The following is a 22,072-nucleotide window of genomic DNA, read 5'->3' as shown; positions in this document are numbered from 1 at the left end:
AGGCGCCCCGAAAGAAGAAGTTAGACAATCTGCAAGGTGCCCTGACGGTACTTGCGCTGATACACCACGGTGGTGAGGATAATCGGCACCACCACCGCGATGGCCATCGCCATGGCGTACACCTGCCAGTAGGTAGGCTGGATGGAGAGGATCCCCGGCAGGCCGCCGACGCCGATGCCGTTCGCCAGCACGCCGTTCAGGCCGCACAGCAGGCCGGCGAGGCCGGAGCCGATCATCGCGCACAGCATCGGGAAGCGGTACTTCAGGTTGATACCGTACATTGCCGGCTCGGTGACCCCGAGATAGGCGGAGATCGCCGCCGGCACCGAGATTTCACGTTCATTCTGCTTGCGGCTGGCGATGATGATGCCGACCACCGCCGACGCCTGGGCAATGTTGGACAGCGCAATCAGCGGCCACACCGGGGTACCGCCCATGCTCTGGATCATCTGCATATCGATGGCGAGGGTGGTCTGGTGGACACCGGTAATCACCAGCGGCGCGTAGAGGAAGCCGAACAGCGCGGCGCCGATCGGCGCGAAGCTGCCGGTTAACAGATGGCGTACCGCGAAGGCCACGCCGTCGCCGATCAGGCGGCCGAACGGACCGATAATGGCGTGCGCGAGGAACACCGCGAGGATCAGCGAGCAGACCGGGACAATGACCAGGTAGAGGTAGTCAGGCACGATGCGCTTGAGGCGCGTCTCGATAAAGCCTAAGGCCAGGCCAGCCAGCAGGGCCGGGATCACCTGCGCCTGGTAGCCGACTTTAGCAATGGTAAACAGGCCGAAGTTCCACACCTCCGGCACCTGCTGGCCGAGGAGATAGGCATTCATCAGCTGCGGGGACACCAGGGTCACGCCAAGGACGATCCCGAGGATCGGCGTACCGCCCATCTTCTTCACCGCCGACCAGCAGATCCCCACCGGCAGATAGAAGAAGATCGCCTCGCCAATCAGCCACAGGAAGTCATAGATGGTTTTCAGCGACGGGTGCATCTGGGCCAGCGTCTGGCCGTTGCTCATGGGTAAGTCGCCGATGACGTTGCGGAAACCGAGGATCAGACCGCCGCTGATCAGCGCCGGCAGCAGTGGGAAGAAGATCTCGGCGAAGTGCGAGATCAGCTGTTCATGCCACTTCATATTTTGCCGCGCGGCCTGTTTGACCTGCTCTTTATCGGCGGAAGTCTGGCCGGTGGTCGCCAGCAGGGCTTTGTAGTAATCGCCCACCTCGGTGCCGATGACCACCTGGAACTGGCCGGCGTTAGTGAAGCATCCCTTCACCATGCGCAGCTGCTCAATCTCTTTTGGTCTGGCGATGGCCGGGTCGTTCAGCACAAAGCGCAAACGGGTAATACAGTGGCTGACGGTGGCGATATTGCCGCGCCCGCCCACCAGTTCGATCAGTTTATCGATGTCCTGCTGGTTTACTTTGCTCATGATGAAGCCTCAAAAACAGAGGGGGAGAGATGCCGTTTTTACCTTGAGGGCATCCTAACCGTTCCGCTTGATTTGCAAAATGGGAACGTTCCCGAAACCCGGCGACGATCACATAAATCGCCCGAACGAGATTAATTCAGGGCGGCGGGAATTACGATCTGGCGGGGATCGACGCTGCCGGCGATCTGCTCGATCAACTGCCGGGCGGCCCGGCGTCCGGACTCGGCATAGCCCGGATCGACGGTCAAGATTTCCGGGTGGAGAAACTTCATCAGCGGCGTGCTGCCGACGCTGGCGAGCTGCAGCGCATCGCGACCCTGCTGCTGGAGGTACTTGCTGGCGCCGAGGGCGAGGGTATCGGTGGCGCAGACCAGGGCGCTGGTCTCGGCCGTCAACACGCTGGCGACGGTGTCATACCCCTGCTTCATGCCCAGCCCCGGCAGGGCGGCGGTGGGCGTCAGACGATGCTTTTTACAGAAGGCGAGGTAGGCGAGATGGCGGCGTTCGCCGGTGGTGACGTCGCTGTGCGGTACGCCAAGGAAGCTGATGTGGCGATGTCCGCGATCGTAGAGCCGCTGCATCAGCAGTGTGATGGCCCCCTCGTCGTCATAGCACACCGAGGCGAAGCCGGGGGCGTCGCGGGCCATCAGCACCAGAGTGTCGCGCCAGGGGGCGAGCATCGCTTCGTCGATGCCGGTAAAACCGAACAGTACCACGCCGTCAATATTACGCCGGGCGAGCATGCCGAGATGCTCCTCCACCAGCCCCGGGGAGAACTGACTCTCCATCATAATCGGGTCGTAACCCTGCTCATAAAAGGCGGGCAGCATGGTCTGCACGGCGAGGTTTTCCGACAGCGAATCGAGACGGGTGACGATAATCGCCACCACTTTATCGCTCTGGCCGCGCATGGCGCGGGCGGAGCGGGAGGGCGAGAAACCGTGCTGCTGCATCACCGCTTCGACGCGCTCGCGGGTCCGTTCGCTGACCCCGCTCTCGTTGTTGAGGACGCGGGATACCGTTGATTTCCCTACGCCGCTTAAGCGCGCGATATCTTTGATGGTCAGCCGGTTCTGCATGCGGAATTCTCGTCAGGGGGTAGAAGTGAGCATAATGCTACTCAACCAAACCGCAATGAGCAAAGTCTGGTTTACGTTCGGTTTAGTTGCGCGGGTTTATCATCGCCATTATTGCCACACAATCCTTAACGAGGGCGCTATAATCCGCGCCGTTTATATTCACTTACCGGAGATAGTTATGGACCCCGATCCCACTCCTCATCCTCGATGGAGCAACCTTTCTTTCCGGTAAGCCTGTTTAACACTGCTTTACCGGAAAGCGTAAAGCAGTGACGTCCTTGATGTCCCTGCCATAAAAATAACATGCCTGACAGGTAGGTTTTGCTACGCCCGTCGGCAACGCTGCGTTCGCTTACGCGAGCGCGGAGGGACTGTTTATGCTGAAAAATTATACCCGGCAGCTGTTCGCACAGCTTAGCCGCCATCTGCCACGCCGTTTAGTCCAGCGCGATCCGCTGCCGGACGCCCGTCATCTGGCGAGCGGCCCCATTCCTGAGTCGCTGGGCAAACAGTGTCTGGACGTGGCGGCGATGGACGACCAGGAGATCTGGCGCGCCTTTGACAGCCACCCAGAAGGGCTCAATGAAGGCGAAGTGGCGGCGAAAATCCTCAAACACGGTGACAACCAGATCCCGGCGCAGAAGCCCTCGCCGTGGTGGGTGCATCTGTGGACCTGCTACCGCAACCCGTTCAATTTGCTGTTGACGGTGCTCGGCATCGTCTCCTATTCCACCGAGGATCTGTTCGCCGCCGGGGTTATCGCCCTGATGGTGGGGATCTCGACGCTGCTCAACTTCATCCAGGAGGCGCGCTCGACCAAAGCGGCGGATGCGCTGAAGGCGATGGTGAGCAATACCGCCACCGTGCTGCGGGTGGTCAACGAGCAGGGGGAGAGCCGCTGGCTGGAACTGCCTATCGACCAGCTGGTGCCGGGCGACATCATCAGGCTGTCGGCGGGAGACATGATCCCGGCCGACCTGCGTATCCTGCAGGCGCGGGATCTGTTCGTCGCCCAGGCCTCGCTGACCGGCGAATCGCTGCCGGTGGAGAAAGTGGCCCGCAGCCGCGATCCGCTGCAGCAGAACCCGCTGGAGTGCGACACCCTGTGCTTTATGGGCACCAACGTGGTGAGCGGCTCGGCGCAGGCCATCGTTTTCGCCACCGGCGGCCACACCTGGTTTGGTCAACTGGCCGGCCGCGTCAGCGAGCAGGAGAGCGAACCGAACGCCTTCCAGAAAGGCATCAGTCGGGTGAGCATGTTGCTGATCCGCTTTATGCTGGTGATGGCCCCGGTGGTGTTGCTGATCAATGGCTACACCAAAGGCGACTGGTGGGAGGCGGCGCTGTTCGCGCTGTCGGTGGCGGTTGGCCTGACGCCGGAGATGCTGCCGATGATCGTCACCTCGACGCTGGCGCGCGGGGCGGTGAAGCTGTCGAAGCAAAAGGTGATCGTGAAGCACCTCGACGCCATTCAGAATTTTGGCGCGATGGACATCCTCTGCACCGATAAAACCGGCACCCTGACCCAGGATAAAATCGTGCTGGAGAACCATACCGACGTCTCCGGCAAGGTCAGCGAGCGGGTACTGCATGCCGCCTGGCTCAACAGCCACTACCAGACCGGCCTGAAAAACCTGCTCGACACCGCGGTGCTGGAGGGCGTTGAGCTGGAAGCCGCCCGCGGGCTGGCGGCGCGCTGGCAGAAGGTAGATGAGATCCCCTTCGACTTCGAACGCCGCCGCATGTCGGTGGTGGTGAAAGAGCAGGACGACGCGCATCAGCTGATCTGCAAAGGGGCGCTGCAGGAGATCCTCAACGTCTCAACCCAGGTGCGCTACAACGGCGATATCGTGCCGCTGGACGACACCATGCTGCGCCGCATTCGCCGGGTGACCGACACCCTCAACCGGCAGGGGCTGCGGGTGGTGGCGGTGGCGACCAAATATCTGCCGGCCCGCGAAGGCGACTACCAGCGCGCCGATGAGTCGGACCTGATCCTGGAAGGCTACATCGCCTTCCTCGATCCGCCGAAAGAGACCACCGCTCCGGCGCTGAAAGCGTTAAAAGCCAGCGGCATCACGGTGAAGATCCTCACCGGCGACAGCGAGCTGGTGGCGGCCAAGGTGTGCCATGAAGTGGGGCTGGATGCCGGCGAAGTGGTGATTGGCAGCCAGATTGAAGCGATGAGCGACGACGAGCTGGCGGCGCTGGCGAAACGCACCACGCTCTTCGCCCGCCTGGCGCCGCTGCATAAGGAGCGTATCGTGACGCTGCTGAAACGCGAAGGCCACGTGGTGGGCTTTATGGGCGACGGCATCAACGACGCCCCGGCGCTGCGCGCGGCGGACATCGGCATCTCGGTCGACGGCGCGGTGGATATTGCCCGCGAGGCGGCGGATATCATTCTGCTGGAGAAGAGCCTGATGGTACTGGAGGAGGGGGTGATCGAAGGACGCCGCACCTTCGCCAACATGCTTAAGTACATCAAAATGACCGCCAGCTCCAACTTCGGCAACGTCTTCAGCGTGCTGGTGGCCAGCGCCTTCCTGCCGTTTCTGCCGATGCTGCCGCTGCACCTGTTGATTCAAAACCTGCTGTACGATGTCTCCCAGGTGGCGATCCCGTTCGATAACGTCGATGATGAACAGATCCGCAAACCGCAGCGCTGGAACCCGGCCGATCTCGGGCGCTTTATGGTCTTCTTCGGCCCGATCAGCTCGATTTTCGATATCCTCACCTTCGGCCTGATGTGGTGGGTGTTCCACGCCAATACCGTGGAGATGCAGACCCTGTTCCAGTCCGGCTGGTTTATCGAGGGGCTGCTGTCGCAAACGCTGATTGTGCACATGATCCGCACCCGGCGCATTCCGTTCGTCCAGAGCCGCGCCGCCTGGCCGCTGTTCGCCATGACCCTGGTGGTGATGGCGGTGGGGATCGCGCTGCCGTTCTCGCCGCTGGCGGGCTATCTGCAGCTGCAGGCTCTGCCGCTGAGCTACTTCCCGTGGCTGGTGGCGATCCTGGCGGGCTATATGGTGCTGACCCAAACCGTCAAAGGCTTCTACAGCCGCCGCTACGGCTGGCAATGAGGGGAAGGTTTACGGATGACCCACGTAAAAAAGGCAGCCTGCGGGCTGCCTTTTTTCATGCCGAGGTTAGCGATCAGCGACGCACGGCGATGGCTTCGATCTCGATCTTCACATCTTTCGGCAGACGCGCCACTTCAACGCAGGAGCGCGCCGGGAAGGTGGCGTTGTGCTCGGTGAAGAATGCTTCGTAAGTGGCGTTAACGGTAGCGAAATCGTTGAGGTCTTTGACGAAAACGGTGGTCTTGACGATATCGCCGACGGTGAGGCCAGCGGCTTCAACGATCGCTTTCACGTTGTTCAGCGACTGGCGCGCCTGTGCGGACACGTCTTCCGGAACGCTGCCGGTTTTCGGGTCGACCGGGATTTGGCCAGAGGTGATGATCATGCTGCCGAGGTCAACGCCCTGAACGTATGGGCCAATCGCTGCTGGTGCATTTTCCGTCGCAATAGTTTTGCTCATGTTATCTCCAGATGAACTGAGTAATGTTACGCAAAATCATTCAGGTTGCCGCCAGGCGATAAGCGCTGTATCGCCGGCGCAGACGCCGCCTGAAGGACGAAGCGTAGGGTGGTAGCCATTATAGGGAGGCCTACCACCAATACCAACCGCATTTAGTTGGCCAGCACCACATAATGAGAAAACTCTTTTTCGCAGTATTTACATTTGAGTGCGATGTCATCAGCGCGCTTTTTCACTGCAAAACTGGAAGAAACCGGTTCGGCGTGGCTGATACAGTTGCTGTTCGGGCAGACCAGCACGCTGTCGATACGATCCGGCAGGCTCGGGCGGGATTTGCCCACCACTTCGTAATCATCAATGCGGTTTACCGTCGCCTGCGGGGCGTATAACGACAGCTGGTTAACCTGCTCGTCGGTCAGGAAGGTGTTCTCGATTTTAATCAAGTCTTTGCGGCCCATCTCGCCGGAGGGCAGGTTCAGGCCGATGGTGATGCGCTGGTCGGTTTCGGTCAGTTTGAACAGGGTGAGCAGCTTAAAGCCGACCTGCGCCGGGATGTGGTCGATCACGGTGCCGCGTTTGATCGCTTCTACCTGCAGTTTATTGTCGTGTGTCATCTCTCATTTCCCCCTTACAGAGCCAGCTCGCTATTCAGTACCAGTGCCAGTAACGCCTGGCGGGCGAAGATGCCGTTACCGGCCTGCTGGAAGTACCAGGCGTGCGGCGTTTTATCGACATCGGTGGTGATTTCGTCAATGCGCGGCAGCGGGTGCAGCACCTTCATGTTAGCGCGCGCCCCTTCAAGGTCGGCGGCGCGCAGGACGAACTGCGCTTTGACGTTGGCATATTCCGACGGATCCAGACGTTCTTTCTGCACGCGGGTCATGTACAGAATATCCACTTCCGCCATTACGTCGTCGATGGCGCTATGCAGGCTCCAGGCGATACCTTTTTCATCCAGCATATCGAGGATGTATTGCGGCATGGCCAGCGCGTCCGGGGCGATGAAGTAGAAGCGGTTGCCGCTGAACTTGGCCAGCGCCTGGGTCAGGGAGTGGACGGTACGGCCATACTTCAGATCGCCGACCATCGCCACGTTGAGGTTTTCGAGGCGGCCCTGGGTCTCCTGAATGGTGAACAGGTCGAGCAGGGTTTGGGTCGGGTGCTGGTTAGCGCCGTCGCCGGCGTTCAGTACCGGCACGCCGCCGGAGAATTCGGTCGCCAGACGGGCCGCGCCCTCCTGCGGATGACGCATCACGATGGCATCAACGTAGGTGCTGATGACGGAGATGGTATCCGCCAGCGTTTCCCCTTTTTTGCCCAGCGAAGTGTTGGCGCTGTCGGAAAAGCCGACCACGCTGGCCCCCAGGCGGTGCATCGAGGTTTCAAAAGAGAGGCGGGTGCGGGTCGAGGCTTCAAAGAAACAGCTGGCGATAACCTTATGCTTCAGCAGCTCGGGTTGTGGATTGGCTTTCAGCTTTGCCGCCGTCGCCAGCACCAGTTCGAGGTCTTCGCGGCTGAGATCGTTTATGGAAATGATATGTTTTTGATATAGCGGGTTAGCCATGCTTATCTCCTGACGCCTGGGCAAAAAAAAAGCCCCTTAAATAAGGGGCTTCGGGAATCCAATGAGCAACGGAAAGAAAAACGGCAGGCCAGCGTCTGCATTGAGACGCGCTAAGACAGAATGTCGTACGCAATTGGCCATGCTTCCTCCCGGCAAAACGACTGGCATTATACGCAGACCGTTATGACGATCAAGCGATTCATTCACAATCAGGTAATCGTTTGCCTGCAGAAAAGTGCGCCAGCGCAAAGAACCATGAAACTGTACTGGTATGGCAGTGGCGATGGGGGTATAAAACGCAAAAATGAAATGTTGTTTTATATTTGAGGTAAGCGATGATTATTGGCAATATCCACCATCTGCAGCCGTGGCTGCCGGCCGCGCTGCGCGAGGCTATCGAACACGTTATCGCCCATGTCAGCGAGGCGACGCCGCTGGGTAAACACGATATCGACGGCGACAACCTGTTTTATCTGATTTCCGAAGACACCACCGAGCCGCAGGCCGCACGCCGCGCGGAATATCATACCCGCTATCTCGATATCCAGATTGTGCTCCGCGGCAGCGAGGGGATGACCTTCAGCACCTTGCCGGCAGGAGAGCCGCAGACCGACTGGCTGGCGGAGAAAGACATCGCTTTCCTGGCGGAGGGGACGCAGGAGCAAACGGTGATCCTTAACGAAGGGGACTTTGTGGTGTTTTATCCCGGGGAAGTGCATAAACCGCTGTGCGCCGTGGGCGCGCCGGCGAAGGTGCGCAAAGCGGTGGTGAAGATGCTGATGGCGTAACGCAGCGCCCTGACGGGCGGTATCCCGGATACGCGCCGAGCGATCCGGGATTTGACGGCGAGCGAAGGACTATTTGCTCAGCGTCGCCACCATCACCGCTTTGATGGTGTGCATCCGGTTTTCCGCCTGGTCAAAGACCACGCTTGCCGCCGACTCAAACACCTCGTCAGTCACTTCCATGCCGCCGTGCAGGCCGTAATCGGCCGCCATCTGTTTGCCCAGCGTGGTCTGGTCGTCATGGAACGCCGGCAGGCAGTGGAGGAACTTGACCTGCGGATTGCCGGTCAGCGCCAGCATCGCGCTGTTAACCTGATAGTCGCGCAGCAGGGCGATACGTTCGGCCCATTTTTCCTTCGCCTCGCCCATTGAGACCCAGACGTCGGTATAGATAAAATCGGCGCCTTTCACCCCCGCGGCGATATCTTCCGTCAGGGTGATGTTGCCGCCCTGCTGTTTCGCCAACGCGGTACAGGTTTCCACCAGCGCGGCCTCCGGCCAGCAGGCCGATGGCGCCACCAGGCGCAGATCCAGACCGGTCAACGCGGCGGCTTCCAGCATCGAATTGCCCATGTTGTTGCGCGCGTCGCCGGCGTAGACCAGCGTCATCTGGTTAAAGGCTTTGCCCGGCAGGTGCTCTTTCATGGTCAGCAGGTCCGCCAGCAGCTGGGTAGGGTGGTACTCGTTGGTGAGGCCGTTCCATACCGGCACGCCGGCATATTGCGCCAGGGTCTCCACCACTTCCTGGCCGTGGCCGCGATACTGAATGCCGTCGTACATCCGTCCGAGCACGCGGGCGGTGTCCTTGATCGACTCTTTATGGCCAATCTGGCTGCCGCTGGGCCCCAGGTAGGTCACGCGGGCGCCCTGATCGTATGCGGCAACTTCGAAAGAGCATCGTGTACGGGTTGAGTCTTTTTCGAAGATGAGCGCGATGTTTTTCCCTGCCAGTTTCTGGACTTCGATACCGTTTTTCTTATCGGCTTTCAGCTTTGCCGCCAGCTCGAGCAGGGCGGTGATTTCTGCAGGCGTAAAATCGAGTAACTTTAAAAAATGCTTCTGGTAAAACGCAGACATGGTTCCCTCACCTGGTATAGGCCACTAATTGAATTAAAATTCAATTTATATGTATGAATATTCATTTGCAAGTCTGTGATCGAAATCTTTCACTGAGAAGTGGAGGCAATGACGGCGGTATGTGACAATAGGGATAACTGCCGCACATTATGAGGAACGAGCCATGGCAAACCCGGAACACCTGGAAGAACAGCGTGAAGAGACGCGTCTGATTATCGAAGAGCTGCTGGAGGATGGCAGCGATCCGGACGCACTGTACACGATTGAGCATCACCTCTCTGCAGACGATTTCGAAACCCTGGAGAAAGTGGCGGTGGAAGCCTTTAAGCTGGGCTACGAAGTAACCGAGCCCGAAGAGCTGGAAGTGGAAGAGGGTGAAGTGGTCATCTGCTGCGATATTCTGAGCGAATGCGCCCTGAACGCAGAACTGATCGATGCCCAGGTGGAACAGCTGATGACGCTGGCAGAAAAATTTGACGTCGAGTATGACGGTTGGGGCACCTACTATGAGGACCCCAACGGCGAAGAAGACGGCGATGATGACGAAGATTTTGTCGATGAAGACGACGATGGCGTTCGTCACTAAGTCGCAGATGTTGTAGATGGATACGGCGGCGCCAGCCGCCGTATAGCAAGGAACTTCCATGGATTACCCGCAGATACTCTCCCCGATTATCAACTTCCTGCACTGCCCGACGCCGCAGGCGTGGATTGACGAAGCCCGCAAGCCGGAAAACCTGCCGCTGCTGCTGACCGACCATATGGTGTGCGAACTGAAAGCGGCGCAGAACGCCATGCTGCTGGTGCGTCGCTACGTCGCGGATAAAGCCGACGCCGATGAGCTTCTGGACTGCCTGAAGCCGTATGAAGACTTCACCTACCGCCGGGGGCCGGAGCCGGATTTTGTCGCTCTGCATAAGCGGATCAACAAAAGCGCCATGCCGCAGACCGACGACCCATGGGGCCGTCAGCTGCTGGACAGCATGATTTTGCTGATTAAAGAGGAGCTGCATCACTTCTGGCAAGTGCGGGAGATGATGCTGGCGCGCGATATCCCCTACGTCAAAATCACCGCCAGCAACTATGCCCGCGGCATGCGACGGGAGGTACGCTCACATGAGCCGGTGATGTTGATCGACAAGCTCATCTGTGGCGCCTATATCGAGGCCCGCTCCTGCGAGCGCTTTGCGGCGCTGGCGCCGTGGCTGGACGACGATCTGCAGAAGTTCTATCTGTCGCTGCTGCGCTCGGAAGCGCGTCACTATCAGGACTACCTGGATCTGGCGCAGAAGATTGCCGGAGAAGATATCAGCGAGCGGGTACGCCAGCTCGGCGAGGCGGAAGCGGCGCTGATCCTCCGTCCGGAGGCCGAGTTCCGCTTTCACAGCGGCGTGCCGGCGGCGGCGTAGCCCACGCTATTCGGCCCCTGTAGCCCCGGTAGCCACTCACGCCGGCAGTCTCAGTAGCCATGGGGGAGAGATAGCGTTGAGAGCTTCAGCTCGCAATAGTACGGGCCGTAGGTTGGGTAAGGCGTTAGCCGCCACCCGACAAAAAAACGGCACCGCGAGCACGGGTAAGGTGCCAGCAGTGCCATCCGGGACATACCCCGGCTCGCGCTGCGCTTAGCCGGGCTACCGAACTGTAGCCCCGATAAGCGTAGCGCTACCGGGGACGCCTGCGATATCGAGGCGCTACAGCGTTTTCAACATCCGCACTTCGCAGTCCACGTGGCCGGTGCAGCCCAGCGGACCGTCAATATGTTCGAAGCCAAGATGCTCATATAAGCCGATCGCCTCCGTCAGGAAGGCGGTGGTTTCCAGATAGCAGCGTTTAAAGCCCTGCTCGCGGGCGTAGTCCAGCGCCAACAGCGCCAGCTTCTTCGCCAGCCCCTGGCCGCGGGCGCTGGTCATAAAATACATTTTCTGCAGCTCGCAGATATCCGGCTCGCTGCAGGCGAGCGGCGCGACGCCGCCGCCGCCCACCACTTCTCCCTCTTTCTCCACCACCCAGTAGGCGGAGCCCGGCTGGCTGTACAGCTCATACAGCTCATCGAGATTCGGGTCGGCGACCGTATAGCCTTTATCGGCGGTCAGGCCGTATTCAGCGGAGACCTGACGGATGACCCTGGCGATGGCGGGATTGTCTGCCGCCGTAATGCGACGCAGCAACGTCGCCGCGGGGACGCTCGTATTCATACAATGACTCATTACCCAAAAAAGACGAATGATGATGTTAATAACATCGCGGCAGGGGAGAGCGCAAGCGAGGATGTTTCATAAAAACGCCCCTTGCCGGGTGGCAAGGGGCGGGAGGGTTACAGCGCGGCGATCACCGCCTGCTGTTCAATCAGCTTCGCTTTCGCTTCCGCGTAGCCTTCCAGCTTCTCGCGCTCTTTGGCGATCACCGCTTCCGGCGCTCGGGCGACAAAGCCTTCGTTGGCCAGCTTGCTTTCGATGCGGCCAATTTCACCTTCGATTTTGGCCACTTCTTTCGCCAGACGCGCCAGCTCATCTTCTTTGTTGATGAGGCCCGCCATCGGGATCAGCAGTTCGGCGCCGTCGACGATCTTGGTCACCGAGACCGGACCTTTATCCTCGGCAGGCAGCACGGTAATGCTTTCCAGACGCGCCAGATTCAGCAGGAAGCTGCGGTTGTCGTTCACGCGACGCTCGGCCTCTTTGCTGCAGCCGCGCAGCAGCAGTTCCAGCGGTTTGCCCGGAGCGATGTTCATTTCCGCACGGATGTTACGCACGGCGACGATCGCCTGCTTCAGCCATTCGGTGTCGGCCAGCGCCGCGTCGTCCACCTGAGAGGCATCGTACTGCGGGAACGGCTGCAGCATGATGGTGTCGGCGGTGATCCCGCAGATGACTTTCACGCGCTGCCAGATGGTCTCGGTGATGAACGGAATGATCGGATGCGCCAGGCGCAGCAGACCTTCCAGCACAGTCACCAGCGTATGGCGAGTGCCGCGCAGCTCCGCTTCGCTGCCGCCGTTCATGACCGGCTTGGTCAGTTCCAGGTACCAGTCGCAGAACTGGTTCCAGGTGAACTCATACAGGATGCCGGCGGCGATATCGAAGCGGAAGTTATCCAGCGCTTCGCGATACGCTTTGACGGTGTGGTTGAATTCCGCAAGGATCCAGCGGTCGGCCAGGGAGAGCACCATCTCGCCGCCGTTGAAGCCGCAATCCTGATCTTCGGTGTTCATCAGCACAAAGCGGCTGGCGTTCCACAGCTTGTTACAGAAGTTACGGTAACCTTCCAGACGCTTCATATCCCAGTTGATGTCGCGGCCGGTAGAGGCCAGCGCCGCCAGGGTGAAGCGCAGGGCGTCGGTGCCGTGCGGCTCGATGCCGTTCGGGAACTGTTTCTCGGTGCGCTTACGGATTTTCTCCGCCAGCTGCGGCTGCATCATGTTGCCGGTACGTTTCTCCAGCAGCTCCGGCAGGGTGATGCCGTCAACCATATCCAGCGGGTCAATAACGTTACCCTTGGATTTGGACATCTTCTGGCCTTCGTCATCGCGGATCAGACCGGTCATGTAGACGGTCTTAAACGGAACCTGCGGTTTACCGTTTTCATCTTTGATGAAGTGCATGGTCATCATGATCATGCGGGCGATCCAGAAGAAGATGATGTCGAAGCCGGACACCATCACGCTGGTTGGGTGGAACTGACGCAGGGCGTCGGTGTTTTCCGGCCAGCCGAGGGTGGAGAAGGTCCACAGCGCGGAGGAGAACCAGGTATCGAGAACGTCTTCGTCCTGACGCAGCGCAACGTCGGCGCTCAGGTTGTTTTCCTGACGCACTTCGTCTTCGCTACGGCCCACGTAGACGTTGCCGTCGTTGTCATACCATGCCGGAATGCGGTGACCCCACCACAGCTGACGGGAGATACACCAGTCCTGAATATCGCGCATCCAGGAGAAGTACATGTTTTCGTACTGCTTCGGCACGAACTGGATGTCGCCGTTTTCAACGGCTTCCACCGCCGGCTTGGCCAGCACGTCCGCGCGCACGTACCACTGGTCGGTCAGCATCGGTTCGATAACCACGCCGCCGCGGTCGCCGTAAGGGACGGTCAGGTCGTGCGGTTTGATCTCTTCCAGCAGGCCGAGGGCGTCAACCGCCGCAACGACGGCTTTACGCGCCGCGAAGCGTTCCAGTTTCTGGAACTCCGCCGGGATCTCGCTGGAGTAGACGTCAGATTCATTGCCTTTGGTGTCGTACACTTCCGCGCTTTCGCGGATGTCGCCGTCAAAGGTCAGGATGTTGATCATCGGCAGCTGGTGACGACGACCCACTTCGTAGTCGTTAAAGTCGTGCGCCGGGGTGATCTTCACGCAGCCGGTGCCTTTCTCCATGTCGGCGTGTTCGTCGCCCACGATCGGGATGCGGCGGTTTACCAGCGGCAGCATCACGAATTTGCCAATCAGATCTTTGTAGCGCGGATCTTCCGGGTTAACGGCCACGCCGGTATCGCCCAGCAGGGTTTCCGGACGGGTAGTGGCGACCACCAGGTAGTCTTTACCGTCAGCGGTTTTCGCGCCATCGGCCAGCGGGTAGCGGATGTGCCACATCGAACCTTTCGATTCGCGGTTTTCCACTTCGAGGTCGGAAATGGCGGTGCGCAGTTTCGGGTCCCAGTTAACCAGGCGTTTACCGCGGTAGATCAGATCTTCTTTGTACAGGCGAACAAAGACTTCTTTCACGGCATTGGAAAGCCCCTCGTCCATGGTGAAGCGCTCGCGCTCCCAGTCCACGGAGTTGCCGAGACGGCGCATCTGACGGGTAATGGTGCCGCCGGATTCCGCTTTCCACTGCCAGATTTTGTCGATGAAGGCGTCGCGGCCGTAGTCGTGGCGGGTTTTCCCTTCTTCAGCGGCAATCTTACGCTCAACCACCATCTGGGTAGCGATACCCGCGTGGTCGGTCCCCGCCTGCCACAGGGTGTTTTTGCCCTGCATGCGCTGGTAGCGAATCATGGTATCCATGATGGTTTGCTGGAAGGCATGACCCATATGCAAACTGCCGGTGACGTTCGGCGGCGGGATCATGATGCAGAAGCTCTCCTGGCTTTCATCACCATTCGGTTTGAAATAGCCCTGCTTTTCCCAGTGCTCGTAAAGCGGCTGTTCGATATCTTGTGGGTTGTATGTCTTTTCCATTATTTCCAGGTTGCCGTGTTCAGGTTGAAACCAGCCATGCGGTACGCCTTATAGCGTTCGCGCGCCAGTTGTTTCAGATTTTCTTCGTAAGGGACAAAGTCTATCACTTCTGTGAAAGCGGTGGCAAAATCTGCAAAGTTAAGCCGCAGGCTGATCAGAATATCCCGCGGGCTGCTGTTGCGCTTTTGCGGCCAGGCAATCTCCACCGGCGCGCCGCCTCGCGGGCCTTCGCCCGCCAGATTGTGCGGCACAAAGCTCTCCGGCGGCCGCGACCACAGCGCCTCATCGAGACGAATCGCCTGCTGCTCATCTTCACAGGCGATCAGGACGCGCTTGCCGTTGCGCCAACGTTCTGCGGCAATGTCACACACCAGCTGCTCGACGGCGCTCAGGCCGTCGACGGTGTCTTCGTTGTCCAGAAGGTAGAACGTTGCATTCTTCATATATGGGGCTTCTTGTCGTGGATTTAAATGCAAAGCCGGGTGGCGCTACGCTTACCCGGCCTACAAACGGCATCTTTCCGTAGGCCCGGTAAGCGTAGCGCCACCGGGCATCAGACGGCAATCACTCTTCGCCGTTAAAACCCGCGCGATTGAGCAGGAACTGCGACAGCAGAGCGACCGGACGACCGGTGGCGCCTTTGGCTTTGCCGGAACGCCAGGCGGTGCCGGCGATGTCGAGGTGCGCCCAGTTGTACTTGCGGGTGAAGCGCGACAGGAAGCAGCCGGCGGTGATCGCGCCGCCAGGACGGCCGCCGATATTCGCCATATCGGCAAAGTTGGATTCCAGCTGGTCCTGGAACTCATCGGCCAGCGGCAGACGCCATGCGCGGTCGCCGGCCAGTTCGGAGGCGCCGATCAGCTCATGGGCCAGCGGGTTATGGTTCGACATCAGGCCGGTGATGTGATGGCCGAGGGCAATCACGCAGGCGCCGGTCAGCGTCGCGACATCGATAACCGCTTCCGGCTCGAAGCGCTCAACGTAGGTCAGCACGTCGCACAGCACCAGGCGGCCTTCGGCGTCGGTGTTGAGCACTTCCACCGTCTGGCCGGACATGGTGGTCAGAACATCGCCCGGGCGATAAGCACGACCGCCAGGCATGTTTTCACAGCCCGCCAGCACGCCGATCACGTTCAGCGGCAGCTGCAGCTCAGCAACCATCCGCATCACCCCGTACACCGCCGCGGCGCCGCACATGTCGTACTTCATCTCGTCCATGCCTTCAGCCGGCTTGATGGAGATGCCGCCGGAGTCGAAGGTCAGGCCTTTACCGACCAGCACGATAGGGCGCGCGTCTTCCGACGGGTTGCCTTTATACTCGATGACCGACATCAGCGACTCGTTCTGCGAACCGTTGCCGACGGCGAGGTAGGCGTTCATTCCCAGCTCGCGCATCTGCTGTTCGCCGATCACCCGGGTGATAACGTTTTTGCTATAGGTATCGGCCAGCTGGCGTGCCTGGGAGGCCAGATAGGCGGCGTTACAGATGTTCGGCGGCATGTTGCCGAGATCTTTCGCCGCTTTGATGCCGGCGGCGATCGCCAGCCCGTGCTGAATGGCGCGTTCGCCGCTGGTCAGCTCGCGACGGGTCGGCACGTTAAAGACCATTTTACGCAGCGGGCGACGCGGCTCGCTTTTGTTGGTCTTCAGCTGGTCGAAGCTGTACAGCGTCTCTTTGGCGGTTTCAACGGCCTGGCGAACTTTCCAGTAGTTGTTACGGCCCTTGACGTGCAGCTCGGTCAGGAAGCAGACCGCCTCCATTGAACCGGTATCATTCAGGGTATTGATGGTTTTCTGGATGACCTGCTTGTACTGACGCTCATCCAGTTCGCGCTCTTTGCCGCAGCCAATCAGCAGAATGCGCTCAGACAGAATGTTTGGCACATGGTGCAGCAATAACGTCTGGCCAGGTTTGCCTTCCAGCTCGCCGCGACGCAGCAGGGCGCTGATGTAGCCGTCGCTGATTTTATCGAGTTGTTCGGCGATGGGGGAGAGGCGACGTGGTTCAAAGACGCCGACCACGATACAGGCGCTCCGCTGCTTCTCCGGGCTACCGCTTTTTACACTGAACTCCATGCACTATGCTCCTGAATCTTAAAGACAACAGTGGTGGCTACGGCTATACTCGTCGCCTTTCAAGTTGCAGATGCGCCGGCTGCGCCTGCTTACCCTGACGTGGCACATTGTGCGCGCCAGGGGCCACAGCCCTGCTGCCTTCTTACAACTCGAAATCCATTGAGTATATAATTGCAAGCTTTCGTAACTCATATCCGCTGTTGCGGTGACTTCGTGTTAATCTTAACGTTATTAAGGCCTGGGTTCGTCAGAAAAGATCCTGACATGCAGAACCGATGAGTCATTTAATCTTAGCGACGTTTTCGACGACCAAAGAGAATAAATGACGTTTAAGCCATGAAACAAGCAATTTTCCTGCACTAAAACGGGTTTTTACGGGCGTATTTATAGTGATAATCATAAGATATCTGGTTCGTGAGACGCTGAAAAGCCAGTTGGCGATCCTATTCATCCTGTTACTGATTTTCTTTTGTCAGAAATTAGTCAGGATCCTCGGCGCTGCGGTGGATGGCGATATCCCAACCAATCTGGTGCTCTCGCTGTTGGGGCTCGGCATCCCGGAGATGGCGCAGCTTATCCTGCCGTTAAGTCTGTTCCTTGGCCTGCTGATGACCCTCGGCAAGCTGTACACCGAAAGCGAAATTACGGTGATGCACGCCTGCGGCCTGAGTAAAGCCGTGCTGATCAAGGCGGCGATGATCCTCGCGCTGTTCACCGGCGCGGTGGCGGCGGTCAACGTGATGTGGGCGGGGCCGTGGTCGTCGCGCCATCAGGATGAAGTGCTGGCGGAAGCCAAGGCTAACCCCGGCATGGCCGCTCTGGCCCAGGGCCAGTTCCAGCAGGCCAGCGATGGTAACGCGGTGATGTTTATCGAGAGCGTCAACGGCAACCGCTTCCATGACGTCTTCCTTGCCCAGCTGCGTCCGAAAGGCAACGCGCGACCTTCCGTGGTGGTGGCGGATTCCGGCGAGCTGTCGCAGCAGAAAGACGGTTCGCAGGTGGTGACCCTCAACAAGGGCACCCGCTTTGAAGGCACCGCGATGCTGCGCGATTTCCGCATTACCGATTTCAATAACTATCAGGCCATTATCGGCCACCAGGCGGTGACCTCCGATCCGGACGACACCGAACAGATGGATATGCGCACTCTGTGGCAGACCCACACCGACCGCGCGCGCGCCGAACTGCACTGGCGCTTCACGCTGGTGGCGACGGTCTTCATTATGGCGCTGATGGTGGTGCCCCTCAGCGTGGTGAACCCGCGCCAGGGCCGCGTGCTGTCGATGCTGCCGGCGATGCTGCTCTACCTGGTGTTCTTCCTGCTGCAGACCTCGATTAAGTCGAACGGCGGCAAAGGCAAAATGGACCCGGCTATCTGGATGTGGGCGATCAACCTGCTCTATTTTGCGCTGGCGGTGCTGTTAAACCTGTGGGACACGGTGCCGATGCGCCGCTTCCGCGCCCGTTTTAATAAAGGAGCGGCCTGATGCAGGCGTTTGGCGTACTTGACCGTTATATCGGTAAGACGATTTTCAACACCATCATGATGACGCTGTTCATGCTGGTGTCGCTCTCCGGCATTATCAAGTTTGTCGATCAGCTGAAAAAGTCCGGGCAGGGCAGTTACGACGCGCTGGGCGCCGGCCTCTATACCATCCTCAGCGTGCCGAAAGACATCCAGATCTTCTTCCCAATGGCGGCGCTGCTTGGCGCGCTGCTGGGGCTGGGGATGCTGGCCCAGCGCAGCGAGCTGGTGGTGATGCAGGCGTCCGGTTTTACCCGGCTGCAGGTGGCGCTGGCGGTGATGAAAACTGCGATCCCGCTGGTGCTGCTGACCATGGCGATCGGCGAGTGGGTGGCGCCGCAGGGCGAACAGATGGCGCGCAACTACCGCGCCCAGCAGATGTACGGCGGTTCGCTACTTTCCACCCAGCAGGGGCTGTGGGCGAAAGATGGCCATAACTTTGTCTATATCGAACGGGTGAAAGGTAACGATGAGCTGGGGGGCGTCAGCATTTATGCCTTCAACCCGGAGCGTCGTTTACAGTCGGTGCGCTATGCCGCCTCGGCAAAATTCGATAGCGAGAATAAAGTGTGGCGCCTGTCGCAGGTGGATGAATCCGATCTGACCGATCCGAAGCAGGTGACCGGGTCGCAGATGGTGAGCGGTACCTGGAAAACCAACCTGACGCCGGACAAGCTCGGCGTGGTTGCCCTGGATCCGGATGCGCTGTCGATCAGCGGGCTGCACAACTATGTGAAATACCTGAAATCCAGCGGTCAGGATCCGGGACGCTACCAGCTCAATATGTGGAGCAAAATCTTCCAGCCGCTGTCGGTGGCGGTGATGATGCTGATGGCGCTGTCGTTTATCTTTGGCCCGCTGCGTAGCGTGCCGATGGGCGTCCGGGTAGTGACGGGGATTAGCTTCGGCTTTATCTTCTACGTGCTGGATCAGATTTTCGGCCCGCTGACCCTGGTGTACGGCATACCGCCGATCATCGGCGCGCTGTTGCCAAGCGCCAGCTTCTTCCTGATAAGCCTCTGGCTGATGATGCGTAAGGCCTAGCGGGTAAGCCTGAAACCTAAGCCCCCTCATTGATGAGGGGGCTTTTTTTTTAGCGCTTGCGTCCGCCCAGCAGGCTGCCCAGCATGCCGCGGACGATCTGATTGGTGACCTGGCGAACTGCGCTTTTCGCCGCGGTCTGCACGATACCGTCGCGTTTGCCGCCGCGCGGGCCGGTGCTGCCGAACAGGATATCTTTCAGGCCGCCGAGCAGCCCGTCGTCTTCTCCGCTCTGCTGACCCTTCGCCGGCGGAGCCGACTGCTGCTCGGTAGTGACCTGCACCCCTTGCTGCAGCATCTCGAAGGCCGACTCGCGGTCCACCTCCTCTTCATACTTGCCGTACAGCGGCGAGTGATTCAGCAGGCCATTGCGCTCGTCATCGCTGACTGGCCCCATCCGCGAGCAGGGGGCGATAACCATCGCCCGCTCGACCACCGACGGACTGCCTTTCTCATCGAGGAAGGAGATCAGCGCCTCGCCGGTGCCCAGCTCCTGGATCGCCTGTTCGGTACTGAAGGCCGGGTTGGCGCGCATGGTCTGGGCGGCGGTTTTCACCGCTTTCTGATCCTTCGGCGTAAAGGCGCGCAGCGCGTGCTGCACACGGTTGCCCAACTGGCCGAGCACAACGTCGGGAATATCCGCCGGGTTCTGCGAGACAAAATAGACGCCGACGCCCTTGGAGCGGATAAGACGGATCACCTGTTCGATTTTATCCAGCAGCACCTGCGGCGCATCGTTGAACAGCAGATGCGCCTCATCGAAGAAGAACACCAGTTTGGGCTTGTCGAGATCGCCCGCCTCCGGTAGGCGCTCGTACAGCTCGGAGAGCATCCACAGCAGGCTGGCGGCGTAGAGCTTCGGCATCTGGTAGAGCTTTTCAGCGCTGAGGATATTGATCACCCCTTTGCCACTGGCATCGACGCGCATCCAGTCGGCAATATCCAGCATCGGCTCGCCGAAGAAGTGCCCGGCGCCCTGTTGCTCCAGGGTCAACAGCCCGCGCTGGATGGCGCCGACCGAGGCGCTGCTGATATTGCCGTACTGATTCTGGAAAGATTTGGCGTTGTCGCCGATAAACTGGGTGATGGCGCGGAGATCTTTGAAGTCGAGCAGCAGCAGGCCGCGGTCGTCCGCGATGCGGAAAATAATGTTCAGCACGCCGCTCTGCACCTCATTGAGATTGAGCAGGCGCGCCAGCAGCAGGGGGCCAAGATCGGAGACCGTCGCCCGCACCGGGTGGCCCTTTTCGCCAAAGATATCCCAGAGCACCACCGGGTTGGCGTGCGCCTCCCAGTCGCTGACGCCGATCTTCTCCAGCCGCGCCTGCAGTTTCTCTGAGCTCTGGCCCGCGGCGGCAATGCCGGTCAGGTCGCCCTTGACGTCCGCCATAAATACCGGCACGCCAATCTCCGAAAACGACTCAGCCAGCTTTTGCAGGGTGACGGTTTTACCGGTGCCGGTCGCACCGGTGATCAGCCCATGGCGGTTGGCCATGGCGGGCAGCAAATAGAGCGCGTTATCCAGCGTGCGCGCAATCAACAGGGGTGAGCTCATGATCGATTCCTCCATTTATCCTGCGACGATTATAGGCAACCTCGTCGTCCGGCGTTGGGGAAATCGTCACGCGCCGCGCACGCTGTCGCGAGAGGCCTCAGGCGCAGTGGCGTTGGATAAGCGCGATGCTCTGCTCAATTTCGCGCTCGATATCCGCTTCGCTCCACTGCGCCAGCTCGGGAGCGAAGGGTTCAAAAGCGTATATCCCCTGATAGCCGCGGGCTTCCAGGGCCTTAACCTGCTCGCAGGTGCCGAGACGATCCTGCGGCGTCAGCATGATGCGCTCGGCATCGGTGAGCTGCTCGCGCGGACGGGTATCGTCCACTCCGGAAAGGTGGACCAGCCCGATGTCCGCTACCTCCACCTGACTGAACTCGTCCGCCGCCTGCGGGTAGAGATGGTGATGGAAGGTGTCGATCAGCAGCTTAAACGGCACGCGCGCGTCATGGATCAGCGTCTGCGCCTGGTGCGCCGATCGCAGCGAGCTTTGCGGGAAGCCCAGCGGCTCCACCAGGCCGTGGATGCCGTAGAAGGCGAACAGCGGGGCCAGGTCGCGCAGGGCGCCCAGGGTGTCGCTGGCCGGCACCTCGCTGCCGTCGTTGAGCGGGCAGAGCACCAGCGATTTGGCGCCGATGGCCTGAGCCTCTTTCAGCAGCGACTCGGTCAGCTGCCGCACCTCTTCGCTACGGCGGTTAAAGGGATAGACCGCGTTAATCGTCAGGATCTCGATGTGATAACGCGCCGCCAGCTCGCGCACCTGCTGATGGCTTAAATCGTCGGTCACCTTCCCGCTGGGTAAATCGTTGCGCAGCTCGACTTTATTCAGGCCCAGACGGTTCACCAGACGGAAAAACGCTTCAATGCTGAGCGCTGGCGCGATTTTGCGGTTAATACAAAAACGTTGCATTGCGATGGCCATAGGACACTCCTGACGGAAGAGGGTTAGGTTCGTTCAATTGGCTAACAGTCAAAACGTTTATTCCAAAATAAGCAAGAATGAAAATGATGATTGTTTGAGCTGCCTCGCAAAATATTCCCGGCCGCCGCGGCGGGAGCGACCGGGACGGGGAGCCTGGCATCACGAGGCGGCGCGGCTCGATGGGGGAAGCGTGTAAGCGATGCGTGAGCGCAAAATGCGACTGTTATCACCAAAATGAAATTTCATTTCACAACAATGTTGAAATATAAATTTCATTTTACTACGGTTATAGCACA

At 59.5% G+C, this 22,072-nt stretch carries 22 protein-coding genes; 7 read left to right on the top strand and 15 right to left on the bottom strand.

What is annotated here, in order from left to right:
• Nucleotides 1–20: 20 nt before the first annotated feature.
• Both treB and treR read right to left on the bottom strand, forming a co-directional pair.
• Nucleotides 21–1,439 carry a PTS trehalose transporter subunit IIBC gene (gene treB, locus KHQ24_RS13540; RefSeq protein WP_004206516.1) on the bottom strand — a complete coding sequence of 473 codons (1,419 nt, stop codon included), beginning with the start codon at nucleotides 1,437–1,439 and terminating at the stop codon, nucleotides 21–23.
• A gap of 131 nt (nucleotides 1,440–1,570) precedes the next feature.
• Nucleotides 1,571–2,518: a trehalose operon repressor TreR gene (treR, locus tag KHQ24_RS13535; protein WP_069135465.1), complete on the bottom strand. Its 948-nt coding sequence runs from the start codon at nucleotides 2,516–2,518 to the stop codon at nucleotides 1,571–1,573.
• Here treR and mgtL point away from each other — a divergent pair.
• Both mgtL and mgtA read left to right on the top strand, forming a co-directional pair.
• Nucleotides 2,499–2,750, top strand: coding sequence for a mgtA regulatory leader peptide MgtL (gene mgtL, locus KHQ24_RS24565; RefSeq protein WP_349817321.1), 252 nt, complete (start codon nucleotides 2,499–2,501; stop codon nucleotides 2,748–2,750). The genes treR and mgtL overlap by 20 nt on opposite strands.
• 145 nt (nucleotides 2,751–2,895) lie before the next feature.
• Nucleotides 2,896–5,604 carry a magnesium-translocating P-type ATPase gene (mgtA, locus tag KHQ24_RS13530; RefSeq protein ID WP_004206521.1) on the top strand — a complete coding sequence of 903 codons (2,709 nt, stop codon included), beginning with the start codon at nucleotides 2,896–2,898 and terminating at the stop codon, nucleotides 5,602–5,604.
• Nucleotides 5,605–5,677: 73 nt separating this feature from the next.
• Here the strand turns inward: mgtA and ridA are convergent, their stop codons facing one another.
• From ridA to KHQ24_RS13510, 5 genes are all read right to left on the bottom strand, one after another.
• Complete coding sequence (gene ridA, locus KHQ24_RS13525) at nucleotides 5,678–6,064, bottom strand: 2-iminobutanoate/2-iminopropanoate deaminase (protein ID WP_002886926.1); 387 nt, start codon at nucleotides 6,062–6,064, stop codon at nucleotides 5,678–5,680.
• Between the two features lie 152 nt (nucleotides 6,065–6,216).
• Nucleotides 6,217–6,678: an aspartate carbamoyltransferase regulatory subunit gene (pyrI, locus tag KHQ24_RS13520; RefSeq protein ID WP_002886927.1), complete on the bottom strand. Its 462-nt coding sequence runs from the start codon at nucleotides 6,676–6,678 to the stop codon at nucleotides 6,217–6,219.
• Nucleotides 6,679–6,692: 14 nt separating this feature from the next.
• Nucleotides 6,693–7,628 carry an aspartate carbamoyltransferase gene (gene pyrB / locus KHQ24_RS13515; RefSeq protein ID WP_004206522.1) on the bottom strand — a complete coding sequence of 312 codons (936 nt, stop codon included), beginning with the start codon at nucleotides 7,626–7,628 and terminating at the stop codon, nucleotides 6,693–6,695.
• A 2-nt stretch (nucleotides 7,629–7,630) separates the two neighbouring features.
• The gene (locus tag KHQ24_RS24480) at nucleotides 7,631–7,690 is read right to left on the bottom strand and encodes a pyrBI operon leader peptide (protein ID WP_227650304.1); all 60 of its coding nucleotides are present in this window, start codon (nucleotides 7,688–7,690) and stop codon (nucleotides 7,631–7,633) included.
• A complete protein-coding gene (locus KHQ24_RS13510) occupies nucleotides 7,665–7,769 on the bottom strand; it encodes a pyrBI operon leader peptide (RefSeq protein WP_002886930.1) in 105 nt (34 codons plus the stop codon). Before KHQ24_RS13510 ends, KHQ24_RS24480 begins: the two co-directional genes overlap by 26 nt.
• A gap of 194 nt (nucleotides 7,770–7,963) precedes the next feature.
• Here KHQ24_RS13510 and KHQ24_RS13505 point away from each other — a divergent pair, with 194 nt between their 5' ends.
• Entirely contained in the window at nucleotides 7,964–8,416 is a 453-nt protein-coding gene (locus tag KHQ24_RS13505; protein WP_017900567.1) for a YhcH/YjgK/YiaL family protein, read from the top strand.
• Between the two features lie 69 nt (nucleotides 8,417–8,485).
• On the opposite strand, the gene argF is transcribed toward KHQ24_RS13505, so the two are convergent.
• Complete coding sequence (gene argF / locus KHQ24_RS13500; RefSeq protein WP_032456908.1) at nucleotides 8,486–9,490, bottom strand: ornithine carbamoyltransferase; 1,005 nt, start codon at nucleotides 9,488–9,490, stop codon at nucleotides 8,486–8,488.
• Nucleotides 9,460–9,555: a putative translational regulatory protein ArgL gene (argL, locus tag KHQ24_RS24560; RefSeq protein WP_370701738.1), complete on the bottom strand. Its 96-nt coding sequence runs from the start codon at nucleotides 9,553–9,555 to the stop codon at nucleotides 9,460–9,462. Before argL ends, argF begins: the two co-directional genes overlap by 31 nt.
• A gap of 98 nt (nucleotides 9,556–9,653) precedes the next feature.
• Here argL and rraB point away from each other — a divergent pair, with 98 nt between their 5' ends.
• Together rraB and miaE are read left to right on the top strand one after the other, a co-directional pair.
• On the top strand, nucleotides 9,654–10,076 hold the full coding sequence (gene rraB, locus KHQ24_RS13495) for a ribonuclease E inhibitor RraB (RefSeq protein ID WP_004206524.1): 423 nt from the start codon (nucleotides 9,654–9,656) through the stop codon (nucleotides 10,074–10,076).
• 58 nt (nucleotides 10,077–10,134) lie between these two features.
• The gene (gene miaE, locus KHQ24_RS13490; RefSeq protein WP_004206526.1) at nucleotides 10,135–10,899 is read left to right on the top strand and encodes a tRNA isopentenyl-2-thiomethyl-A-37 hydroxylase MiaE; all 765 of its coding nucleotides are present in this window, start codon (nucleotides 10,135–10,137) and stop codon (nucleotides 10,897–10,899) included.
• Between the two features lie 282 nt (nucleotides 10,900–11,181).
• Here the strand turns inward: miaE and KHQ24_RS13485 are convergent, their stop codons facing one another.
• From KHQ24_RS13485 to pepA, 4 genes are all read right to left on the bottom strand, one after another.
• Nucleotides 11,182–11,685, bottom strand: coding sequence for a GNAT family N-acetyltransferase (locus tag KHQ24_RS13485; RefSeq protein ID WP_017900565.1), 504 nt, complete (start codon nucleotides 11,683–11,685; stop codon nucleotides 11,182–11,184).
• Nucleotides 11,686–11,804: 119 nt separating this feature from the next.
• Nucleotides 11,805–14,660 carry a valine--tRNA ligase gene (locus KHQ24_RS13480; protein WP_053810834.1) on the bottom strand — a complete coding sequence of 952 codons (2,856 nt, stop codon included), beginning with the start codon at nucleotides 14,658–14,660 and terminating at the stop codon, nucleotides 11,805–11,807.
• Nucleotides 14,660–15,103, bottom strand: a complete 444-nt coding sequence (gene holC / locus KHQ24_RS13475) for a DNA polymerase III subunit chi (protein ID WP_004206530.1) — start codon at nucleotides 15,101–15,103, stop codon at nucleotides 14,660–14,662. Before holC ends, KHQ24_RS13480 begins: the two co-directional genes overlap by 1 nt.
• 121 nt (nucleotides 15,104–15,224) lie before the next feature.
• Nucleotides 15,225–16,736, bottom strand: a complete 1,512-nt coding sequence (pepA, locus tag KHQ24_RS13470; RefSeq protein WP_004206531.1) for a leucyl aminopeptidase — start codon at nucleotides 16,734–16,736, stop codon at nucleotides 15,225–15,227.
• Between the two features lie 389 nt (nucleotides 16,737–17,125).
• Between pepA and lptF the strand changes: the two genes are divergently transcribed.
• Together lptF and lptG are read left to right on the top strand one after the other, a co-directional pair.
• The gene (gene lptF / locus KHQ24_RS13465; RefSeq protein ID WP_012969078.1) at nucleotides 17,126–18,223 is read left to right on the top strand and encodes an LPS export ABC transporter permease LptF; all 1,098 of its coding nucleotides are present in this window, start codon (nucleotides 17,126–17,128) and stop codon (nucleotides 18,221–18,223) included.
• Nucleotides 18,223–19,305: an LPS export ABC transporter permease LptG gene (gene lptG, locus KHQ24_RS13460; protein WP_002886956.1), complete on the top strand. Its 1,083-nt coding sequence runs from the start codon at nucleotides 18,223–18,225 to the stop codon at nucleotides 19,303–19,305. Before lptF ends, lptG begins: the two co-directional genes overlap by 1 nt.
• A 49-nt stretch (nucleotides 19,306–19,354) precedes the next feature.
• Here the strand turns inward: lptG and KHQ24_RS13455 are convergent, their stop codons facing one another.
• Together KHQ24_RS13455 and KHQ24_RS13450 are read right to left on the bottom strand one after the other, a co-directional pair.
• Nucleotides 19,355–20,857, bottom strand: a complete 1,503-nt coding sequence (locus tag KHQ24_RS13455) for a helicase HerA-like C-terminal domain-containing protein (RefSeq protein ID WP_211777319.1) — start codon at nucleotides 20,855–20,857, stop codon at nucleotides 19,355–19,357.
• Between the two features lie 97 nt (nucleotides 20,858–20,954).
• Nucleotides 20,955–21,776, bottom strand: a complete 822-nt coding sequence (locus KHQ24_RS13450; RefSeq protein WP_023319606.1) for a TIM barrel protein — start codon at nucleotides 21,774–21,776, stop codon at nucleotides 20,955–20,957.
• Between the last annotated feature and the right edge of the window lie 296 nt (nucleotides 21,777–22,072).

It is taken from the genome of Klebsiella sp. 54, from assembly GCF_018223875.1.
Taxonomy (GTDB): Bacteria; Pseudomonadota; Gammaproteobacteria; order Enterobacterales; family Enterobacteriaceae; genus Klebsiella; species Klebsiella quasipneumoniae.
The sequence above is the reverse complement of the archived record's forward strand: the minus strand, read 5'-3'. Positions and strand labels throughout refer to the sequence as shown.

Excerpts from the sequence above, each read along its gene's own strand:
- treB (WP_004206516.1), bottom strand. The coding sequence starts at position 1,439 with ATGAGCAAAGTAAACCAGCAGGACATCGATAAACTGATCGAACTGGTG.
- mgtL (WP_349817321.1), top strand. The coding sequence starts at position 2,499 with ATGGTCAGCCGGTTCTGCATGCGGAATTCTCGTCAGGGGGTAGAAGTG.
- treR (WP_069135465.1), bottom strand. The coding sequence starts at position 2,518 with ATGCAGAACCGGCTGACCATCAAAGATATCGCGCGCTTAAGCGGCGTA.
- mgtA (WP_004206521.1), top strand. The coding sequence starts at position 2,896 with ATGCTGAAAAATTATACCCGGCAGCTGTTCGCACAGCTTAGCCGCCAT.
- ridA (WP_002886926.1), bottom strand. The coding sequence starts at position 6,064 with ATGAGCAAAACTATTGCGACGGAAAATGCACCAGCAGCGATTGGCCCA.
- pyrI (WP_002886927.1), bottom strand. The coding sequence starts at position 6,678 with ATGACACACGACAATAAACTGCAGGTAGAAGCGATCAAACGCGGCACC.
- pyrB (WP_004206522.1), bottom strand. The coding sequence starts at position 7,628 with ATGGCTAACCCGCTATATCAAAAACATATCATTTCCATAAACGATCTC.
- KHQ24_RS13510 (WP_002886930.1), bottom strand. The coding sequence starts at position 7,769 with ATGGCCAATTGCGTACGACATTCTGTCTTAGCGCGTCTCAATGCAGAC.
- KHQ24_RS13505 (WP_017900567.1), top strand. The coding sequence starts at position 7,964 with ATGATTATTGGCAATATCCACCATCTGCAGCCGTGGCTGCCGGCCGCG.
- argF (WP_032456908.1), bottom strand. The coding sequence starts at position 9,490 with ATGTCTGCGTTTTACCAGAAGCATTTTTTAAAGTTACTCGATTTTACG.
- argL (WP_370701738.1), bottom strand. The coding sequence starts at position 9,555 with ATGAATATTCATACATATAAATTGAATTTTAATTCAATTAGTGGCCTA.
- rraB (WP_004206524.1), top strand. The coding sequence starts at position 9,654 with ATGGCAAACCCGGAACACCTGGAAGAACAGCGTGAAGAGACGCGTCTG.
- miaE (WP_004206526.1), top strand. The coding sequence starts at position 10,135 with ATGGATTACCCGCAGATACTCTCCCCGATTATCAACTTCCTGCACTGC.
- KHQ24_RS13485 (WP_017900565.1), bottom strand. The coding sequence starts at position 11,685 with ATGAATACGAGCGTCCCCGCGGCGACGTTGCTGCGTCGCATTACGGCG.
- KHQ24_RS13480 (WP_053810834.1), bottom strand. The coding sequence starts at position 14,660 with ATGGAAAAGACATACAACCCACAAGATATCGAACAGCCGCTTTACGAG.
- holC (WP_004206530.1), bottom strand. The coding sequence starts at position 15,103 with ATGAAGAATGCAACGTTCTACCTTCTGGACAACGAAGACACCGTCGAC.
- pepA (WP_004206531.1), bottom strand. The coding sequence starts at position 16,736 with ATGGAGTTCAGTGTAAAAAGCGGTAGCCCGGAGAAGCAGCGGAGCGCC.
- lptG (WP_002886956.1), top strand. The coding sequence starts at position 18,223 with ATGCAGGCGTTTGGCGTACTTGACCGTTATATCGGTAAGACGATTTTC.
- KHQ24_RS13455 (WP_211777319.1), bottom strand. The coding sequence starts at position 20,857 with ATGAGCTCACCCCTGTTGATTGCGCGCACGCTGGATAACGCGCTCTAT.
- KHQ24_RS13450 (WP_023319606.1), bottom strand. The coding sequence starts at position 21,776 with ATGGCCATCGCAATGCAACGTTTTTGTATTAACCGCAAAATCGCGCCA.